Here is a 19,544-nt window from a genome sequence, read left to right on the forward strand (position 1 = left end):
CGTTCGACTACAGGGCGTCGAGGCCGCGCTCGCCGGTGCGGACCCGGATGACCTCGTCGACCGAGGTGACCCACACCTTGCCGTCACCGATCTTGCCGGTGCGAGCGGCGGTGACGATGGCGTCGACGACCTTCTCGAAGTCCAGCTCGTCGGTGACGATCTCGACGCGGATCTTCGGGACGAACTCCACCGTGTACTCCGCACCGCGGTAGACCTCGGTGTGGCCCTTCTGACGCCCGTACCCCTGAACCTCGCTCACGGTCAGGCCGGCCACACCAAGTGCGTGCAGGGCCTCTTTCACCGCGTCGAGCTGGTACGGCTTGATGACCGCGGTCACCAGCTTCATGCCCATTCCCTCCGTCATCCCTCGACGCTAACCGGCAACTGATTCCGACGCCGGGGCTTGCGCCGCCGGAGCCGCTGATGCACTTCCACCGATCCCGGCCATGGCGAACCCGCCGGCCGAACCGCTGCTGCCCGGGTTGTTCAGGTCGTAGCCACTCTCGGCGTGCTCCGAGATGTCGATGCCCTCGACCTCCGCCTCCGTGCTGACCCGGAAGCCGACCGTCTTCTCGATGACGAAGGCGAGGACGAACGCGATCGCGAAGGAGTAGACCGTCACGATACCGCTTGCCCCGGCCTGTGCGAGGAGCTGATCCGCACCGCCGCCGTTGAACAGGCCGTTCTTGGAGCCGAGGCCACCGGTGATGGCCGAGTTGAGCGCGTCGTTGGCGAAGAAGCCCAGCGACAGGGAGCCGATCCAGCCACCGACGAAGTGGACGCCCACGACGTCGAGCGAGTCGTCGAAGCCGAAGCGGTACTTGAGGCTCACCGCGAGGGCACAGACGATGCCGGCCACGAGGCCGAGGATGACGGCGGCCCACGAGTCGATGAAGCCACAGGCGGGGGTGATCGCGACCAGGCCGGCGATGGCACCGGACGAGGCACCGACCAGGGTCGGCTTGCGGTCACGGATCCACTCGACGATGACCCAGCCGAGCACGGCCGCGGCGGTGGCGACCTGGGTGTTGACGAACGCAAGACCGGTCACGCCGTCGACCGTGAGCTCGGAGCCAGCGTTGAAGCCGAACCAGCCGAACCACAGCAGACCGGCGCCGAGGGCGACGAACGGCACGTTGTGCGGCTTCATGCTCTCCCGCGGCCAGCCGATGCGCTTGCCGAGGACCAACGCCACGCCGAGTGCTGCCGCACCGGCGTTGATGTGCACTGCCGTGCCACCGGCGAAGTCGAGCGGGTGCAGCTTCTGCCAGATCCAGCCGCCGCCCCACACGTTGTGGGCGACCGGGAAGTACACCAGCGTGGCCCAGCCGAACGCGAAGAGCAGCCAGCCGGCGAACTTGGCCCGGTCGGCGATCGCGCCGCTGATCAGGGCGACCGTGATGACGGCGAACGTCATCTGGAACACCATGAAGACATAGGTGGGGATGCCGATGCCGCTGGCGTTGTCGTCGGTCGACAGCCACATCTGGTCGATATAGGTCTTGGAGCCGAAGTACTGCCCGAGGTCGCCGAAGAGACCACCGGCCGTGTCGGTGCCGAACGACGCCGAGAAGCCGTAGAACAGCCACAGAATGCTGACGAGCCCGATGGTCGAGAAGCTCATCATCATCATGTTGAGGACGCCTTTGGAACGGTTCAGGCCACCGTAGAACAGTGCCAGACCCGGCGTCATGAGCAGCACGAGCGCTGTCGAAACCAGCAACCAGGCGGTATTGCCGGTGTCGATAGTCACTTCAGGCACGCTGGCCTCCTAGTAGTCGAGATCCTCCCTCCCGACCTTCGAGGCAGCGTCGCCCTGTCAGCCGGTTGGGCGAGAGCTTCCAGGGCTCACGTTTCGCGCACCGGCGCTGAGCGGTTTCTAAGGCGTCACGTCATGTTTCCAGCGTGTGAAGAAACCTTCACACGTCGGGCAAGCCCTATCGAAGGGCGTATTCGAGCGTGTGCCGTTCATAGTCGATGAGCCGCAGGTCACGGACCGGACGGCGGAGATGCCCCTTGTGCACGATGCGCACGAAGGCCGGGTCGCCGGCGGCCGCCATCCGTCGAATCCCCTCGATGTGGTCAACGATGCGTTTCCGGATCACACGCACGAGGCGGTGCCGGTCGCGCGGGGTCAGCCCGTACGCGTCAGCGAACATGCGCAGCCGCCGCGGCCGGTTCGGCCGCTTCCAGCCCAGCGTGTAGGAGTCCCGGTCGGAGAAGAGCGGCACCCACGTCCAGGCCGCATACGCCACGTCGTAGATCCTGGCGCCCGGCGAGGCGAGGTCGAAGTCGATCAGCGACAACGTCCCGTCGGGCCGCCAGATGACGTTGTGCGGGGCCGCGTCGTGGTGACAGATCACCTCGGTGTCCGGCGGCGGCGGGCCGAAGGAGCGCCACACCGCGTTGGGCGGCGGGCGGAACCCGGCCTGCGCGTCGTGGAACATCCGCAGCATCGTGGCCACGGTCACCATCGCCTCGTCGGTCACCCAGTGCGGGGCGAGCGGATAGCCGCCCGACTCGCCCTCCAGGTAGGACAGCACCTCGCGGCCCCGCTCGTCGATGCCGAACGCCCGTGGTGCGCCGGTGAACCCGACATACTCCAGGTGCCGCAGCAGCGCATGCACCGCCGGCGTCCAGGGGCCGGCGTTGCGGCGCACGGTGTCTCCCGAGCGCACCACGACGGAGGTGTTTCCGCCGTGGAGGGGGATCTCCTGCTGCGTCACGTGTCGTCCTTCATCAGCTTCGTCGTTACCGTGCCAAGCTACCGTCCGAGGTTACGCGTCCGTGCCAATGAGTGCGTCGACGAACTGTCGGGCATCGAACGGAGCCAGGTCGTCGGGGCCCTCGCCGAGGCCGACCAGCTTCACGGGAATGCCCAGTTTGCGCTGGACGGCGATGACGATCCCGCCCTTGGCCGTGCCGTCGAGCTTGGTGAGCACGACGCCCGTGACGTCGACCACCTCGGTGAAGACCCGTGCCTGCTCCAGGCCGTTCTGGCCGGTGGTCGCGTCGAGGATCAGCAGGGTCTCGTCGACCGGCCCGTGCTTCTCGACCACCCGTTTGACCTTGCCCAGCTCGTCCATCAGGCCGATCTTGTTCTGCAGCCGGCCGGCCGTGTCGATCAGAACGGTGTCCACACCGGCTTCGATACCCCGTTTGACCGCGTCGAACGCCACCGACGCCGGATCCGCTCCCTCGGGGCCGCGGACCACCTCCGCGCCCACCCGGCTTCCCCAGGTGATGAGCTGCTCGGCGGCGGCCGCCCGGAAGGTGTCGGCGGCGCCCATGAGCACGGTGTGACCGTCGGCGATCAGCACCCGGGCGATCTTGCCGCAGGTGGTCGTCTTCCCGGCGCCGTTGACGCCGACGACCAGCAGGACCGCCGGGCGGCCCTCGCGCTGGGACGCGGCCAGGCTGCGGTCCATCTCCGGCGCCAGCGCGGCGACGAGCTCGTCGGCGAGCATGCCACGCAGCTCGGAGGCGGTGGCGGTGCCGTGGACCCGGGCCCGGTCGCGGAGCTTGCCGACGATCTCGGTGGTCGCGGCGACCCCGACGTCGGCGCCGATGAGGGTCTCCTCGATCTCGTCCCAGGTGTCGTCGTCGAGCTTGTCCCGCGACAGCAGGGCGAGCAGCCCCTTGCCGAAGACGTTCTGCGACCGCGACAGCCGGGCCCGCAGCCGCACCAGGCGCCCCGCGGTCGGCTCGGGCGTCTCGACCGGCGGCACCTCGACGACCGGCGGCGGCGCCTCCACGACCGGCGGGGGCGCCTCCACCACGGGCGGCGGTGCCTTGACCGGTGGCGGCGCGACGGTCGGCGGCACCTGCTTTTTCGGCGCCGGTTTCGTCGGTACGGACGGTGCCTGCTTGGTCGGTGCCTGCTTCGCAGGCGGAGCGGTCGGCTTCTGTGCCGGTGGGAGGGTCGGTGGCTTGCGGAAACGGGGCGCTACCAGCGCGAGGGTCGCCCCGATCACCACGACGAGCAGCACCAGGCCGAAGACGATGTACGACTCCATGGCAGGAATCCTCCCAGACGACGTGCGGCGGGACCCGAAGTGGCGCCAGGTCCGCCCACGCAGGATCATCTTCAGAGCACCACCCCCTACCGTCCTGGAGGTCCATGACATGCCGGACGACACATCCCAGACCCTCGACGAGGACCGCGGGCCGCTGGTCCTGGGCCCCGTGCTGCGCCGCGTCGAGGGCGACCGCGCGACGATCTGGGTGGAGACGTCACACCCGGCAACGGTCGAGGTCGACGCCGCCCCTGCCGGCGGATCCGCCCGCACCTTCACCGTCCACGGGCACCACTACGCCCTGGTCGTGGTGTCGGGGCTGCCGGACGACGCGGTCACGCCGTACACGGTGAAGATCGACGGCAATGAGGTCTGGCCGCTGCCGGATTCGACCTCGCCGCCCTCGGCCATCCGCACGAGGCCCGGCGACGCACCCGTCCGGCTGATCTTCGGCTCGTGCCGCGAGTCGAGCCCGCTGAGCGTGACCCGCTTCCCGCCCGACGCGCTGGACGCCTACGCGGGCCGGCTCATCGAGTCGATCAACGCCGCCGCGCCGACCGAGTGGCCCGACATGCTCGTGCTGCTCGGCGACCAGGTGTACGCCGACGAGACCCCCGAGAAGATCCAGAAGTGGCTCCGCCGCCGCAAGCGCCGCGCCGACGCGCCGAAAAAGCAGGTAGTGGACTTCCACGAGTACACAAAGCTGTATCTCGACTCGTGGGGCGACCCCGAGATCCGCTGGCTGCTGTCCACCGTGCCCAGCGTGATGATCTTCGACGACCACGAGATCATCGACGACTGGAACACCTCCGACCGCTGGCGCACCGCCATGTCCGCGCTGTCCTGGTGGGAGGAGCGCATCCAGGCCGGTCTGTCCTCCTACTGGGTCTACCAGCACCTCGGCAACATCGCGCCGAGCGCCCTGGCCGACGACCGGATCTACGCCGCCGTGATTGCCGCCGCCGGCGACGCCACCGAGGTCCTGGACGCGTTCGGCACCAGCGCCGACCACGAACCCACCGCCTACCGGTGGAGCTACGTCATCGACATCGACCGCACCCGCCTGGTCGTCGTCGACAACCGCGCCGCCCGCGTGCTGGCCCGCGGCCACCGGGCGATGCTGGCGGAGTCGGAGTGGACCTGGTTCACCGAGCAGATCCCCGGCGACTACGACCACCTGCTGATCGGCTCCTCGCTGCCGTGGCTGCTGCCCCCGGCGATCCACCACCTGGAGGCCGCGACCGAGCGGCTGGCCGAGTCACCCCGCGACTGGGTCTCCAAGTTCGGCGAGAAGCTCCGCCAGGCCGTCGACCTGGAGCACTGGGCCGCCTTCAAGCGCTCGTTCGACGCCCTCACCGCGCTGCTCAGCAAGGTCGGCGCCGGCCAGGGCGGCGTCTCACCGCCGCCGGCGTCCATCAGCGTGCTCTCCGGTGATGTGCACCACTCTTATGCCGCCCGCGCCGACCTGGGCCCTTCGGTGGTCAGCCCGGTCCACCAGCTGACCTGCTCCCCGGTCCACAACGACATGCCGAAATACATCCGGCCCGCGATGAAGTTCGGCTGGAACCCGCCCGCGGCGAAGCTCATGCGCGCCCTTGCCCGCACCGTCGGGCTGCCCAGGCCCCCGGTCCGCTGGGACAAGACCGCCGACCCGTACTTCGGCAACGCCGTCGGCGTGCTCCTGCTCGACGGCCGCTCCGCCCACGTGATGATCGAGGGCACCCGCCCCGACAAGACCCTCGGCCAGGTCGCCTCCCTCAAGCTGACCTGACCTGACCTGACCTGACCTGGCCTGGCCTGCCCCCGCCGCACCGCCGGCCGCCGCCGTCGTGCCGGCTCCTGGCCTGTTCAGGGGCCGACACGGGGCACGGTCACCGGGGCCGCGTCCAGCGCCGCCCACGTCCACACCGTCGCGACCCTCGCCCGTCCGGTGAGATACCCCACAGCGGGCTCCCGGATCGGCGCGAACCACATCTGCCCCAGGCGTTCGACCGCCGCCGCGAGGTGGACCCACTCCCCCGACCCGTCGTGCGGGCCGACGCCGGTCACCTCGAAGCCGAGCATCTCGTAGCGGGCGCCGGCGGCGGTGTACCTGGCTACCCACAGCAGCCGCTCGGCCGTCACCGCCGCGTACCCGGCCTCCTGCGCGACCCGCTCCAGCAGCGGCTCGCCCGCCTCGACCGCGCCACCGGGCAGCGCCCAAACGGTGTCATCGTCGGACTGCTCGCTGACCAGCAGGACGTCCTTGCCCCGCCGCACGACCGCGCCCACCGCCAGCTGCTCCGCCACAGCCCAAACCTAGACCGGTCGGTCGCGGCCGCGCGTTTGTCGCGGCCGTCAGGTCGCGTCGCGGCCGGCCACGGCCGCGTGCTTGTCGCGGCCGTCAGGTCGCGTCACCGCAACTGTCCGCGGAGGTGGCAGGGAGGCCGTTCACGGCCGACCGGTGGCTGACGGGAGCGGCGGCGCGTGCCCACGACGGACCGGAGCAAGAAGGATGATCTGTCACAGCTTTCAGTTGACCTTGGAGACTTTGGCACACTCCAGCGTGTCAAAGTCTCCAAGGTCAATACCGGGTCAGCTCGAATACGCCTCCAGTTCGAAGATGCGGGCGGCGGTGTCCGTGTCGTTCGTCGGGGTGATCACGTTGAGGCGCAGATGTCGGGCGGTCACCGGCGTGAACGTGTGCGTGGTCGTGCTGGCGGTGTTGCCCCTGATCTGGGCGACCGTGGTCCACGTGTTGCCGTCGAGGCTGGTCTGCAGGTCGTAGTCCTTCGTGTTCCAGCTGGTCTTCTCGCCGCCGGCGCCCGCATGGCGCAGGACGATCTTGCCGACCTGCTGGTTCGAGCCGAGGTCGACCCGCAGCCACTTCCCGGTGCCCAGTGCGCACCATTTGTCGGCAAGGCCGGCGGTCCAGCTGCCGTTGACGGCCTTCGCGGGCGCCTCGGCGGCGGCGCACTGCGACGACGCGGTCGCCGGCTTGTTCAGGGCCAGGTTCGTGACCGGCGGGGTGGTCTCCGGGACGAACAGCTTGATGTCGGTGAGGCTGGCGCTGCCCTCGTAGACGTTGGTGTAGAGGTCACCGATGACGAACGAGTCGGGGTACGCCGACCCGGCCGGCCACTGGTTCGGCCAGGTGGTGCTGCCGAAGTCGTCGTTCTGGACCAGGTTGCCGTTGAACTGGCCGTTGTACCCGGCCGACGTGGTGTTGTAGTGCCAGATCGGCACGTTGTTGACCACGAAGTCGCGGTGGAAGCGCAGGGTCCGCTGGCCGGAGCGGGCGAAGTTGCCGCTCGCCTCGAGGGTGTAGCCGGTCGCGTCGCGCTCGATCGCGAACGTGTAGAACTCGTTCGGCATCAGCTCAGGCTGCAGTTCGGCGGCGCTGGAGAGCTGGTTCTCGGCCGCGCCGCCGGAGCAGCTGGTCATGAACCACTGGGAGTTGCCGGGCAGGCCGCCGGCGCCGGGGTTCCAGTTCGGCATGCCGGACATCCACATGTTGACGGTGTTGAAGTTGCCGTCGCGGTAGTTGTAGTAGGTGTTGTTGGCGGCGTTGCAGACCCGGCCGCCGGTGCCGGTGCCGACCCGGTCGGGGTGCTGGGAGAAGGAGTCCATCAGCACCTTGCGGTGGTAGTGCCAGAAGTGGTTGTTGCGCGGCGCCGGGTTCGCGAAGTCCACGATGGACAGGAAGTGGAAGCCGTTGTACCCGTACGGTCCGGCCCGCACGTCCTGCCACTCGCAGTAGGGCACGGCGGCGTTGCCGCTCCAGCCGGGGCTGTTGGAGCCCTCGCCCCACGGGTGCTGGGTCTTGCAGCCGGCGGTGCTGTAGCCGTTGACCTTGCCGTTGTAGTTGATGGTGCCGTTGCGCTTGCCGCCGAAGTCGATCGTCTTGAGTTTGTATTCGATGCGGTACTGGTCGGGCAGCGCCTGCGTCGGCCGGAAGATCGCCCCGCCGGTGCTCTCGGGGACGTTGAGGACCGCGGCGCTGGTGCCGCCGACCGTGGCGGTGGTGATCGACGGTGGCGCCTCCAGCACGCCGTCCTTGTTGAAGTCGCGGGCGGACAGGGAGGCGGTCAGCCAGCCGTTCTGGCCGACGGTGAACTCTTTGCGGTACGTGTTGAACGAGTTGAACTGCGTCGTCCAGGCGGGGCCGTAGTCGTTGCGGTACCACTGCCCGGCGTCGTCGGTGATGGTGTCGAACGGGTTGGCGTAGGTCTCACGGACCCACGGGGCGTTGCCGGAGTTGATGGGCTGGGAGAAGTTCTCCGAGTAGAGCAGGCGCCAGGTCGGCGCCGCGGCGGCGGGGGCGGACGGGATCGCGACCAGCGACCCGGCGATCAAGACCCCGGTGAGCAGTCGTCTCACAGCAGGCTCCTAGAGATATTGGGACGCGTTGTCCTTGGTGATCTGCGGCGACGGCACGACGGTGTCCTTCTCGACCTTGGCGCCGCCGAGCACCTCGACGGTGCGGTCCAGGGCGAGCTTGCCGATGACGTTGGGGCTGTTGAGGCCGGTCACCACGTAGTTGGTGCCGTCGAGGATCGCCTTGAGCGCCTCGGCCTGCCCGTCGACGCCGGCCAGGACGATCTGGTTGGTCTTGTTCGCGGCGGCGATCGCCCGCTGCGCGCCGAGGCACATGGCGTCGTTCTCGCAGAAGACGGCGACGAGGTCGGGGTGCTTGGCCAGGAGGCCCTCCATGACGGTGAGCCCGCCATCGGAGCCCCAGTTGCCGAAGTCGGGGGCCTCGACCAGGGTGATCTCGGACTTGCTGCCGAGGACCGACTTCAACCCGTTGGTGCGGGCGAGACCGATCGAGTTGTCGGCCGGGCCGCCCTTGATGATCGCGACCTTGCCCTTGACGCGGGCCGCCAGGAACTCGCCGTCCTGCTTGCCGATGGCCTCGTTGTCAGGCCCGATCCAGCTGGTGTACTCGCCGGTGGCGAACTTTCGGTCGACGAGGATGACGGGCTTCTTCGCCGCCTTGATCGCGTTGAGCGCGGCCGGCGCGGATTCGAGGGGCCCGCCGGAGATAATGATCGCGTCGACGTTCTTGCTCAGCAGGTCCTCGACGTTGGCGGCGAGCTTGGCGGCGTCGCCCCCGGCGTCGTTGCTGATGATCTTCACGTTGCCCTTGGCCTTGGCCTGCGCGGCGATGGCGGTGTCCATGCCACTGAAGTACGGCCCGCTGAGCAGGAAGTTGGCGACGCCCACCGTGTAGCTCTTCGGCTGGTCGCCACCGGACGTCTTGTCCTCACTGCAGCCGGCCAGCCCGAGCGCCGCCACCAGCAGCAGGGATAAAGCTTTTCTCATGCGCGTCCCTTCACAGAGTCAGAACGCGGCAACCTCGAGCGCTGCACGAGGATGACCGCGATGATGATCAGTCCCTTGAGCACCTGCTGCCAGAACGACTGCACGCCGTAGAGGTTGAGCAGGTTGTTGATCAGGACCAGGACGAGCACCCCGCCGAAGGCACCCTTCGCCGAGCCCCGGCCGCCGGACAGGCTCGCGCCGCCGATGACGCAGGCCGCGATCGCGTCGAGCTCGAAAGCGACCCCGACGCTGGGTTGTGCGATGCCGACTCTGCTGGTGAGGATGATTCCGGCGAGTCCGGCACAGAAGCCGCTGATGCAGTAGGCGAGCACGATGTGCCGCCGCACGTCGATGCCCGCGAGGCGGACCGTCTCGGCGTTGCCACCGATGGCGATGATCGAGCGCCCGGGTGGCGTCCGGGCCAGGAACACGCCGCCGATCCCGAAGACGGCCAGCATGATCAGCGTGATCAGGGGAACGGGGCCGATCATGGCCGAGCCCAGCGTGAGGAACGCCGGGTCGGCCGGTGCGATCGGCACCTCGGAGTAAACGAACGCGAGCCCGCGGATCGTGGTGAGGGCCGCGAGGGTGACGACGAACGGCGCGAGCGCGAACCGGGCCACGAGTATGCCGTTGATCGCCCCGAACGCGACCCCGCTCGCGACGCCGACCAGCATGGCGAGGGGGATCGGCAGGTCGGCGACGAGCCCGGCGGTGACGATCCCGGCGAACGCGACGACCGAGCCGACGGACAGGTCGATGCCGCCGGTGAGGATGACGACGAGCATGCCGAAGGCGAGCAGCCCGGTGCTCACCATCTGCTTGAGCAGGTTGGTGATGTTGGTCTGGGTGAGGAAGCTTTCCGACGTGGTGGCGGCCACGACGATCAGGGCCGCGATCAGCAGCGTGAACGCGACCTCCACGGTCACGTCCCGCCCCCTCACCCGGACAGCCAACGTTGTCATGCGATCGCCCTTTCCAGGACCTGTTCCTCGGTGGTGCCGGCGGAGGGCAGTTCGCCGGTGAGCCGGCCCTGCCGCATGACGAGGACCCGGTCGGTGGCGCCGAGCACCTCGGTCAGATCGGAGGAGATGAGCAGCACCGCGAGCCCGTCGCGGGCCAGGCGGTCGACCATGCGGTAGATGTCGACCCGGGTGGCCATGTCGACGCCGCGGGTGGGTTCGTCGAGGATCAGCACCCGCGGGCCGGTGAGCAGCCATTTCGCGAGCACGACCTTCTGCTGGTTGCCGCCGCTCAGGTGTACGACCGGCATGTTGGCGCAGCCCTGGGGCGCGATGGCCAGCTCCTGGATCATGGCGGCCGCGTCGGCCCGCTGTCGCCGGCGGTCGATGAGCGGCCCGCGGGCGGTGGACCGCCAGGTGGTGAGCCCGATGTTGTCCCGGACGGTCATCCCGAGGACCAGGCCACTGCCGGCCCGGTCCTCGGTGACCATCGCGGTGCCGGCGCGGATCGCCTCGCCCGGGGTCCGGAACGCCGTGCCGGTGGTGGGCCGGGTCGCGCCGAAGACGCACGCCGCGAGCTCGGTGCGGCCCGAGCCGACCAGGCCGAACAGCCCGACGATCTCGCCGGCCCGCAGCGTGAACGACACGCCGTCGAACTCCCCCGTCCTGCCGAGTCCGTTGACGGTCAGCAGCGGCTCCCCCGGCGTGGGCCGGCGTTCCGGGTAGATGCGGTCCAGGGTCCGGCCCGCCATGAGCCTGATGAGCGAGCCCTCGTCGGTGGCGCCGGGCGTGGTCGTCGCCACCACCCGGCCGTCCTTGACGACGACGATCCGGGTGGCGAGCTCCAGGACCTCGGCGAGGCGGTGCGACACGTACACCACCAGGACCCCGCGTGCCTGCAGGCGCCGGATCAGCGCGAACAGCGCGTCGAGGTCGGCGCCGGCGAGGACGGCGGACGGCTCGTCCAGCACGAGCACCCGCGGTTCGCTGACGAGCGCCTTGGCGATCTCGACCATCTGCTGCCGCGCCACGGACAGCCGTCCAGCCCTGGTCCGCGGGTCGATCACGCCGAAGCCCGCCTCCTGCAGCAGCTCCCGGGCCCGGCGGTGGGCGGCCGGCCAGTCGATCAGGCCGAGCCGCCGCGGGAAGTTGCCCATCAGCAGGTTCTCCGTGACCGACAGCTCGGGCACGAGGGAGAGCTCCTGGTGCACGGTGCGGATGCCGTGCGCGTGGGCGTCGTGCGGTGAGCGCAGGTCGAGGTCGGTGCCGTCGAACGACAGGGTGCCGGAGCTCATCGGCACGGCACCCGACAGGATCTTGATCAGGGTGGACTTGCCGGCGCCGTTGGCACCCACGATCGCGAGGACCTCGCCGGGCGCGGCGTCCAGCGACACGCCGTGCAGGACCTCGACGCCGGCGTAGGACTTGTGCACGTCCTGCAGTCGCAGCGTCATCGGAAGGCGTCCATGACCACGACCGTCTTCTGCCGGGTGAAGTCCAGGACGGTGTCGTGGATGCCCTCCCGGTAGCCGCCGGTGTCCTTGGTGCCGCCGAACGGCAGGTTCTCCGCCCGCAGCGCGGTCGAGCCGTTGACGACGACGCCGCCGACGTCCAGCTGCTTGGCGATGCTCAGCGCGCGGGAGATGTCGCGGGTGAAGACGGCGGCGTGCAGCCCGTACGGCGAGGCGTTGGCGAGCCGGACCGCCTCCTGCGGGTCGTCGAAGCGGGCGACGGGCGCCACCGGCCCGAAGATCTCCTCGGCGAACGCGGGACTGTCCGCGGGCACGTCGACGAGGACCGTCGGGTCCATGAACGCCCGGGTGCGGATCCCGCCGGCGACGAGCCGGGCGCCGTCGGTGACGAGCGTGCGGACGGCGTCGAGCACCCGGCCCGCGGCCTCCTCGGCGATGAGCGGGCCGACGTCGGTGGACTCCAGGAGCTGGTCGCCGACCGACAGTTTCGCGGTCTGCGCGACCAGAGCGTCGACGAACGCGTCGTGGACGGGGGCCTGCACGTACACCCGCTTCACCGCGCAGCAGATCTGGCCGTTGCCGCGGGCCAGCCGGCCGAGGACGACGGCGCGGGCGGCGTCCTCGACGTCGGCGTCGGCGCAGACGATCAGGGCGTCGTTGCCGCCGAGCTCGAGGCAGACCTTCTTCAGCGTGCCGGCGGCGCGGCGGGCGATCTCCCGGCCGGCGGCGGTGCTGCCGGTGAGGGTCACCGCGGCGATCCCGGGCAGCTCGGCGAGCAGCTGGGAGACCTCCGCGCCGCCGATGACGACCTGGTGCGCGTCCTGGGGCGCGCCGGCGGCCTCGACCATCGCGGCGATCCGCAGCACGGTGAGGGGGCACCGGGCCGGCGGCTGGACCACGACCGCGTTGCCGGCGGCGAGCGCGGCGGCGGCCTTGTGCGCGTAGAGCTCGACGGGGTAGTTGAACGGCACGAGCGCGGCGACGACGCCGAGCGGCTCGCGCATCGTGACCGCCAGGTGCCGCTCCAGCCCCGGCACGGCGTCCAGGGGGATCTGCCGGCCGAAGAGCCTGGTCGCCTCCGCCGCGGTGCCGCGGAAGATGCGGACGGCGGCGTCGATCTCGCCGCGGGTCTGCTGGATCGGTTTGCCGTTCTCGGCGGCGAGCAGCCGGGCGAGGTCGTCGCGCTCGGCTTCGATCCGGTCGGCGACGCGGCGGAGCAGGTCGGCGCGCTCGTGCGCGGGGGTGGCGGCCATCGCGCGCTGGGCCCGCAGGGCCCGCTCGACGGTCGCGGCGACCTGTGCGGCGTCGGTCGCCGGCACTTCCCCCAGCACTTCCGCGGTGCCGGGATTGCGCACGGTGACAACGGCCATGATGGCTGAGCCCTCCTCGAAGACGGCGGTCGCGGGCGTGCCCGGGGCGCATGTTGCGCGCAGGGCAGGTCCGCCGGCGCCGTCCGGCGAGGATGAAGGCAAGACCGCGGTGAGTGAGGGTGGGCTCACCGAAATCGGTCTTTGTTAATCTACCGAACGAACCTCCGAAGTCAAGCGTGGATACGATCAGGGCATGAACGATCCGGAGCGAAGCGGAGGAGTGCGAATCATGAGTGCAGGGTGGAGCTCAGGCTGGCACCGGAGCGCAGCGGAGGTGACGGCATGAGCTTCTACGACGTCGAGATCGCGGACCTGCAGGGCGATCCCTTGGACCTCGGCCGGTTCCGCGGCCACCCCGTGCTGGTCGTCAACGTTGCCTCGCGGTGCGGGCTGACCCCGCAGTATGCCGAGCTGGAGGCGCTGCAGAAGGAGTACTCGGACCGCGGCTTCACCGTGCTCGGCGTGCCGTGCAACCAGTTCGGCGGCCAGGAGCCGGGCACCACCGAGGAGATCGCCGAGTTCTGCAGCACCACCTATGGCGTGACCTTCCCGATGACGGAGAAGGTCGAGGTCAACGGCGACGCCCGCCACCCGCTCTACCAGCAGCTGGTCGACACCCCGGACGCCGAGGGCCACACCGGCGACATCCGGTGGAACTTCGAGAAGTTCCTGGTCGCCGCCGACGGCACGGTCGCGGCGCGGTTCTCGCCCCGGGCCACCCCCAAGTCGGACGAGGTCGTCAAGGCGATCGAGTCCGCGCTCTAGATGTTGAGCGCCTTGCGCGCGTAGGTCAGATCGTCGCCGGGCGTGTAGCGGTAGGCCGAGAGGCCTGCCGCTCGCGCCGCGCGGATGTTGCGGTCGGTGTCGTCGATGAAGAGGCACTGCTTCGGCAGCGCGCCGATGAGGGCGCAGGCGGCTCGGAAGTAACCGGGGGCCGGCTTGTGCACCCCGATCTCCGAGGAGTTGGCCACCGCGTCGAACTGGGCGGTGAGCCCGTGCAGGGCGAGGACGTCGGCGAGGTCGTCCATGGCGTTCGTGGCCAGGCCGACCTTGATCCCGGCTTTGCGGACATCCCGGACGAACTTCAGCACTTCAGGCACGATCTCGCCCTTGTCGGTGTCCCACTCCGCGACGACAGCCTCGTCGACCTTCAGGGCCTCGGCGATCGACTCGAGCCACTCCTCACGCGTGATCTGCCCGGTGATGGCCGGCAGCTGCCGGTCCCATTCGAGGCCGGCGGCGAGGATCGCGCCCGGCTCCAGGCCGTGCCGGGCCTCGATCGCGGCGGCGATCGACGGGTCATGGCGGCGCAGCACCCCGTCGAAGTCGATCAACAGGGCGGTGGGGCGCTGGATCATGCCGCTTCTTCCGTGCGGAGGCGCTGGGAGATGACCTCGGTCACGCCCTGGCGCATGGTGACGCCGTACAGGGCGTCGGCGACCTCCATCGTGCGCTTCTGGTGCGTGATGATGATCAGCTGGCTCTTCTCGCGGAGCTGCTCGAAGAGCGTGATCAGGCGGCCGAGGTTGACGTCGTCGAGGGCCGCCTCGACCTCGTCCATGATGTAGAACGGCGAGGGGCGGGCCCGGAAGATCGCGCACAGCAGCGCGACCGCGGTCAGGGACCGCTCGCCGCCGGACAGCAGCGACAGCCGCTTGATCTTCTTGCCCGGCGGGCGGGCCTCGACCTCGATGCCGGTGGTGAGCATGTCGTCGGGGTCGGTGAGGACGAGGCGGCCCTCGCCGCCCGGGAACAGCACCGCGAAGACCTGCTCGAACTCCCGCGCCGTGTCGTGGTAGGCGCTGGTGAAGACCTCGAGGATCCGGTCGTCGACGTCCTTGACGACGGTGAGCAGGTCGCGGCGGGTGGCCTTGAGGTCCTCGAGCTGGTCGGAGAGGAACTTGAACCGCTCCTCCATCGCCGCGAACTCCTCCAGCGCCAGGGGGTTGACCTTGCCGAGGAGGTTGAGCTCGCGCTCGGCCTTCGCGGCGCGCTTCTCCTGGGTGGCCCGGTCGAACGGCACCGGCGCGGGCACCGGCCGGCCCTCGGCCTCGGCGGCGGCGACCTCGGGCGCGGTCGGCGGCACGTCCAGGTCAGGGCCGTATTCGGCGACGAGGGTGTCGGCGTCCAGGCCGAACTCCTCGGCCGAGCGGGCCTCCAGCTGCTCGATGCGCATCCGCTGCTCGGCCCGCGCGACCTCGTCGCGGTGCACGGCGTTGGTGAGCCGGTCCAGCTCACCGGTGAACTGCTTGGCCCGGCCCCGGACCTCGGTCAGCGTCGACTCCCGCTCGGCGCGGGTCTCGGCGAGCAGGTCCCGGGTCTCCTGCGCCTCGGCGATCGAGGCGGCGAGGTTGTCCAGCGCCAGTTGCGCGGCGGACGCGACGGTCTCCGCGACCTTCGCGCCGCGGGCCCGGGTGGCCTTGCGCGCGGCGGCCCGCTCGCGGGCGGCCCGCTCCTGCGCCGCCTGGCGCAGCAGCCCGTCGGCCCGGCCGGCGAGGGCGCCGACCCGCTCCTCGGCGGTGCGGACCGCGAGGCGGACCTCCATCTCCTGCTGGCGGGCGACGGGCACCTCCTCGGCGAGGTCGTCGCGCTCCATCGTCGAGGGGTCCTCGTCGATCGGGGTCTCCTCGGCCAGCGCGAGCCGCTCCTCCAGGTCGGCGAGGCTCGTCACTCCCGACTCGCGGGCCGCCTCCGCCTTCGCCCGCGCGGCGGCGTGCCGCTCGACCTCGGCCTTGGCGGACTTGGCGGCGGCGCCGAACTCGGCAAGGCGGCGGGCGGCGGCGTTGCGCGCGCTGTCGGCCTCCTTCTTCGCCGCGGCGGCCTCGGCGACCTGCTGCTTGGCGCCGGTGGCCGCGTGCCGGGCGAGCGCGAGCAGCTCGCGGGCCTCGGCGACGCGCCGCTCGGCGTCGACCTTCTGCTGGCGGGCCTCCTCGACGGCGGCCTGGACCTCGATGTAGCTGTGCTGCTTGCCGGAGCCGCCGGCCGCCGCATACGCGCCGAGGACGTCGCCCTCCGGGGTGACGGCCCGCAGGTTGGGCGCATACGACACGATCCGCTTCGCGACGGTGAGGTCCGGCGCGAAGACCACGTCACCGATCGCCCGCTCCAGGGCCGGCCGCAGCTCGTCGGGGGCGCGGACCAGGTCGAGGGCCCAGGCGGCGCCGGGCGGCAGCGGCACCCGCTCGACCGGCGGTGCCGTGCTCGTCGGCGCGGACGCGATCAGCAGTGCGGCCCGGCCGGCGTCGTCCTGCTTGAGCATCTCCACCGAGGCCGTGGCGCCGTCGATGTTGGCGACCGCGACGGCGTCGGCGAGCGCGCCGAGCGCGGCGGCCAGCGCCGCCTCGTGCCCGGCCTGCACCGACAGCAGCGCCGCGACGCTGCCGAGCATGCCCGGGATCCGGTCGGCGCGGGCGAGCAGCGTGCCGGCGCCGTCCTTGCGGCGCAGCCCGGTGGCGAGAGCCTCCTCGCGGGCCTTCCACTGGGCGGCGTCCTTCTCGGCCGCGCGCTCGGCGTCGCTGTGCAGCTTGACCTCGTTGTTGATCGTGTCGAGCTCGCGGGTCGCCTCCTGGTGGCGCATCTCCAGGTCGGCGTTGGCGTGGTCGGCGACGGTCGCGCCGGCGCTCGCCTCCTCGTAGAGCCCCTGGGCGTGCTCGGAGCGCACCTCGGCCTCGGCGAGCTGCACCGACAGGCGCTCGATCTCGTCGGCGGCGGCGGTCGCGCGGCTGCGGGCGGACTCGACCTGGCCGGCGAGCTTCGCCAGGCCCTCCCGCCGGTCGGCGATGGCCTTGTGCGCCGCGACGATCGCCTTCTCCGCGAACGCGAGGCGCCGCTCCAGGTCCTGGCGCCGGTCGACGGCGTCGGCGAGCCGCTCCTGGCTGGCCTCGAGGGCGGCGCGCAGCTCGTCCTCCTGCTCCCGGACCTTCTCCGCCTCGGCGGTCAGCTGGTCGGGGTCGCGGCCGGGGCGCTCGTCGACCGGGGCGGCCGACAGGTTGCGGTGCCGCTCGGCGGCGAGCTGGTGCAGCGAGCGGTAGCGCTCCTGCAGCGTGGAGAGCTGGAACCAGGTGTCCTGCGCCTCGGCGAGCACCGGCGCGTCGGCGGCGTGCTCGGCCTCCAGCACGGCGAGCCGCTCGTTGATCGACTCGACCTCCGCCTCGACCTCCTCGCGGCGGGCCCGCAGCGCGGTCTCGTCGGCGATCTCCTTGTCGAGGGTGGTGCGCAGCGTGGCGAGGTCGTCGGCGATCAGCCGCAGCCGGGCGTCGCGCAGGTCGGCCTGGATGCCGGCGGCCCGGCGGGCGACCTCGGCCTGCCGGCCGAGCGGCTTGAGCTGGCGGCGCAGCTCGGTGGTGAGGTCACCGAGGCGGTTGAGGTTGGCGGCCATCGCGTCGAGCTTGCGGATCGCCTTCTCTTTGCGCTTGCGGTGCTTCAGGACGCCGGCGGCCTCCTCGATGAACGAGCGGCGGTCCTCCGGCCGGGCGTGCAGCACGCCGTCGAGCCGGCCCTGGCCGACGATCACGTGCATCTCGCGGCCGATGCCGGAGTCGGACAGCAGCTCCTGGATGTCGAGCAGGCGGCACTGGTTGCCGTTGATCTCGTATTCGCTCTCACCGGAGCGGAACATCCGCCGGGTGATCGACACCTCGGTGTAGTCGATCGGCAGCGCGCCGTCGGTGTTGTCGATCGTGAGGGTGACCTCGGCGCGGCCCAGCGGGGCCCGGCCGGAGGTCCCGGCGAAGATGACATCCTCCATCTTGCCGCCGCGCAACGCCTTGGCGCCCTGCTCGCCCAGCACCCACGAGATCGCGTCGACCACGTTGGACTTGCCCGAGCCGTTGGGCCCGACAACGCACGTGATGCCCGGCTCGAGTCGCAGCGTGGTCGCGGACGCGAAGGACTTGAAGCCCTTGACCGTCAGGCTCTTGAGATGCACGGATCTCCACGGGTCGAGGTGGGTGCGGTACCAGGCAGACTACCGCCCGGCAGGATACCCAATGCGGCAGCGCCGCACACCATAATGCGCGTGTCCGGGCCCCTTGAATGGCCACCCAAGAGCCATTCGCAACCATTGTCGACGCTGCGTCGTTAGACGATTGCACGCCGCCAAGCATCGCGTTGACGGCGCGTGAGGACGTGACCGCAAAAGCCCATGCCTGGGGCGGACATGACTGCGCGCCGATACCCAGAGGATGTCGGCGCGCGGGTTTGCTATTCAGTTCTGCGTAGGTTCCAGTAAAGAGCGCCGGATCTGCCGGCGTTCTTCTTTCGTGCGAGGGCCTAGAGTCAGGCCATCGCCGGCTCAGCGAGCCGGATCAGGTGATCCGTCTCGGCAGCCGCCGCAGCGAGCCGGTCATTCTCGGCGCGCAGCCGGACGACCTCGAACTCGAGCGCCCGAACCTTGGCACGCAGTTGGGTGACCTCGTCTACGAGGCGCCGATCGGGCGCGCCGCCTACGTGGCCGAAGAGGGCCTTAGCCATATCGTCTCCTTGATAAGCGCAGCCGGTCGGATTCCGGCAAACGCGCGCCCAGCACCCGCGACCGAAGCACTAGGGCATGATTGGGCGCGACTGGCGACCTCTCTATGTTCAGCCCGGGCGGCGACTTAGTCAAGCCGACCGGCATGCCAAACGTCCTGGCCAGGGTGTTCTCACTCACCCGGGTGCGTGATCACACCCCTGTAGCCGATCGTGGCAGTGTGCCACCGGTTGCCCGCAAGCGCCACAGCAAAGTAGCGTCGTGCCGAAGAAATTCTGAGCCCGAGGAGACCCGCGATGACGGCGCCCCAGCCCGGCTTGATCGCCCGGCTCGGAGGACCGACCGGGGTCGCCGCGATCGCCACAGCGGTCCTCATCCTCTTCGGCATCGGCGCGATGATCGTGCCCGCGCTGACCGACGGCGGTGACGAGCCCTCGGCCGCCGCCGCGGCCGCCGCGCCGGCCCCCGCCGACACGCCCGAACCCACCGAGGCGCCGGCGTCCAGTGCCGCCCCGCCGAGCACCGCCGCCACCACCGGCAAGGCCAGCCCCACGGTCAACGCCAGTTTCAACAGCGGCTACGAGGACCGGGTCGTGCAGCTGGTCAACAGCGAGCGCCGCAAGGCCAAGTGCGAGGCGGTGCGGATGCACCCGCAGCTGCGGGCGGCGGCCAGGGCACACAGCGCCGACATGCTCACCCACGACTTCAGCCGCACCCAGGGCAGCGACGGCAGCTCCGCCCAGGACCGGGTCAGCAAGGCCGGCTACACCGGCTTCTCCGACGAGCTGGTCGCCAAGGGCGGCGACGCCGGCGACGTCGTCAAGGGCTGGCTGCGCGACGGCGGCGACCGCGACGTCCTGCTGGACTGCGCCACGAAGTCCATCGGGGTCGGCGCCGCGATGCGCGGCAAGACGCCCTACTGGACCGTGGACACCGGCCGTGCTTGAGGG

The 19,544-nt window shown here is 70.6% G+C and carries 16 protein-coding genes; 3 read left to right on the top strand and 13 right to left on the bottom strand.

What is annotated here, in order from left to right; all coding sequences use genetic code 11:
- Positions 1–7: 7 nt before the first annotated feature.
- The 4 genes from AB0K00_RS20855 to ftsY all read right to left on the bottom strand — a co-directional run bounded on the left by AB0K00_RS20855 (position 8) and on the right by ftsY (position 4,016).
- Positions 8–346 carry a P-II family nitrogen regulator gene (locus tag AB0K00_RS20855; protein ID WP_033358035.1) on the bottom strand — a complete coding sequence of 113 codons (339 nt, stop codon included), beginning with the start codon at positions 344–346 and terminating at the stop codon, positions 8–10.
- Between the two features lie 27 nt (positions 347–373).
- Positions 374–1,762: an ammonium transporter gene (locus AB0K00_RS20860; RefSeq protein ID WP_363522981.1), complete on the bottom strand. Its 1,389-nt coding sequence runs from the start codon at positions 1,760–1,762 to the stop codon at positions 374–376.
- 175 nt (positions 1,763–1,937) lie between these two features.
- Positions 1,938–2,726: an aminoglycoside phosphotransferase family protein gene (locus AB0K00_RS20865; protein WP_033357818.1), complete on the bottom strand. Its 789-nt coding sequence runs from the start codon at positions 2,724–2,726 to the stop codon at positions 1,938–1,940.
- A 51-nt stretch (positions 2,727–2,777) separates the two neighbouring features.
- Positions 2,778–4,016 (bottom strand): signal recognition particle-docking protein FtsY, encoded by a 1,239-nt coding sequence (gene ftsY, locus AB0K00_RS20870; RefSeq protein ID WP_363522982.1) that lies wholly within the window; start codon positions 4,014–4,016, stop codon positions 2,778–2,780.
- A gap of 109 nt (positions 4,017–4,125) precedes the next feature.
- Here ftsY and AB0K00_RS20875 point away from each other — a divergent pair, with 109 nt between their 5' ends.
- Positions 4,126–5,787: an alkaline phosphatase D family protein gene (locus AB0K00_RS20875; protein ID WP_363522984.1), complete on the top strand. Its 1,662-nt coding sequence runs from the start codon at positions 4,126–4,128 to the stop codon at positions 5,785–5,787.
- Positions 5,788–5,864: 77 nt separating this feature from the next.
- Here the strand turns inward: AB0K00_RS20875 and AB0K00_RS20880 are convergent, their stop codons facing one another.
- The 6 genes from AB0K00_RS20880 to AB0K00_RS20905 all read right to left on the bottom strand — a co-directional run bounded on the left by AB0K00_RS20880 (position 5,865) and on the right by AB0K00_RS20905 (position 13,124).
- Positions 5,865–6,305: an NUDIX hydrolase gene (locus AB0K00_RS20880; RefSeq protein WP_363522985.1), complete on the bottom strand. Its 441-nt coding sequence runs from the start codon at positions 6,303–6,305 to the stop codon at positions 5,865–5,867.
- Positions 6,306–6,590: 285 nt separating this feature from the next.
- Positions 6,591–8,375, bottom strand: coding sequence for a discoidin domain-containing protein (locus AB0K00_RS20885; RefSeq protein ID WP_363522987.1), 1,785 nt, complete (start codon positions 8,373–8,375; stop codon positions 6,591–6,593).
- Between the two features lie 9 nt (positions 8,376–8,384).
- Positions 8,385–9,320 (bottom strand): substrate-binding domain-containing protein, encoded by a 936-nt coding sequence (locus AB0K00_RS20890; RefSeq protein WP_363522988.1) that lies wholly within the window; start codon positions 9,318–9,320, stop codon positions 8,385–8,387.
- Positions 9,317–10,285 (bottom strand): ABC transporter permease, encoded by a 969-nt coding sequence (locus tag AB0K00_RS20895; RefSeq protein ID WP_363522989.1) that lies wholly within the window; start codon positions 10,283–10,285, stop codon positions 9,317–9,319. The genes AB0K00_RS20890 and AB0K00_RS20895 overlap by 4 nt, the downstream gene beginning before the upstream one ends.
- Positions 10,282–11,736, bottom strand: a complete 1,455-nt coding sequence (locus tag AB0K00_RS20900) for a sugar ABC transporter ATP-binding protein (RefSeq protein WP_363522990.1) — start codon at positions 11,734–11,736, stop codon at positions 10,282–10,284. The genes AB0K00_RS20895 and AB0K00_RS20900 overlap by 4 nt, the downstream gene beginning before the upstream one ends.
- Positions 11,733–13,124, bottom strand: a complete 1,392-nt coding sequence (locus AB0K00_RS20905) for an aldehyde dehydrogenase family protein (protein WP_363522992.1) — start codon at positions 13,122–13,124, stop codon at positions 11,733–11,735. The genes AB0K00_RS20900 and AB0K00_RS20905 overlap by 4 nt, the downstream gene beginning before the upstream one ends.
- 282 nt (positions 13,125–13,406) lie before the next feature.
- On the opposite strand from AB0K00_RS20905, the gene AB0K00_RS20910 reads away from it, so the two are divergent.
- Positions 13,407–13,889: a glutathione peroxidase gene (locus tag AB0K00_RS20910; protein WP_363522993.1), complete on the top strand. Its 483-nt coding sequence runs from the start codon at positions 13,407–13,409 to the stop codon at positions 13,887–13,889.
- On the opposite strand, the gene AB0K00_RS20915 is transcribed toward AB0K00_RS20910, so the two are convergent.
- The 3 genes from AB0K00_RS20915 to AB0K00_RS20925 form a co-directional block, all read right to left on the bottom strand.
- The gene (locus tag AB0K00_RS20915) at positions 13,886–14,482 is read right to left on the bottom strand and encodes an HAD family phosphatase (RefSeq protein WP_363522995.1); all 597 of its coding nucleotides are present in this window, start codon (positions 14,480–14,482) and stop codon (positions 13,886–13,888) included. The genes AB0K00_RS20910 and AB0K00_RS20915 overlap by 4 nt on opposite strands.
- Positions 14,479–18,051 (bottom strand): chromosome segregation protein SMC, encoded by a 3,573-nt coding sequence (gene smc, locus AB0K00_RS20920; RefSeq protein WP_363522996.1) that lies wholly within the window; start codon positions 18,049–18,051, stop codon positions 14,479–14,481. The genes AB0K00_RS20915 and smc overlap by 4 nt, the downstream gene beginning before the upstream one ends.
- A 350-nt stretch (positions 18,052–18,401) precedes the next feature.
- Positions 18,402–18,596 carry a hypothetical protein gene (locus AB0K00_RS20925; RefSeq protein ID WP_203846253.1) on the bottom strand — a complete coding sequence of 65 codons (195 nt, stop codon included), beginning with the start codon at positions 18,594–18,596 and terminating at the stop codon, positions 18,402–18,404.
- A gap of 294 nt (positions 18,597–18,890) precedes the next feature.
- On the opposite strand from AB0K00_RS20925, the gene AB0K00_RS20930 reads away from it, so the two are divergent.
- Positions 18,891–19,541, top strand: coding sequence for a CAP domain-containing protein (locus AB0K00_RS20930; RefSeq protein ID WP_363522998.1), 651 nt, complete (start codon positions 18,891–18,893; stop codon positions 19,539–19,541).
- The last annotated feature ends 3 nt before the right edge of the window (positions 19,542–19,544 follow it).

Origin of the sequence: Dactylosporangium sp. NPDC049525 (assembly GCF_040676755.1) — a bacterium.
In the GTDB taxonomy this organism is placed as follows: Bacteria; Actinomycetota; Actinomycetes; order Mycobacteriales; family Micromonosporaceae; genus Dactylosporangium.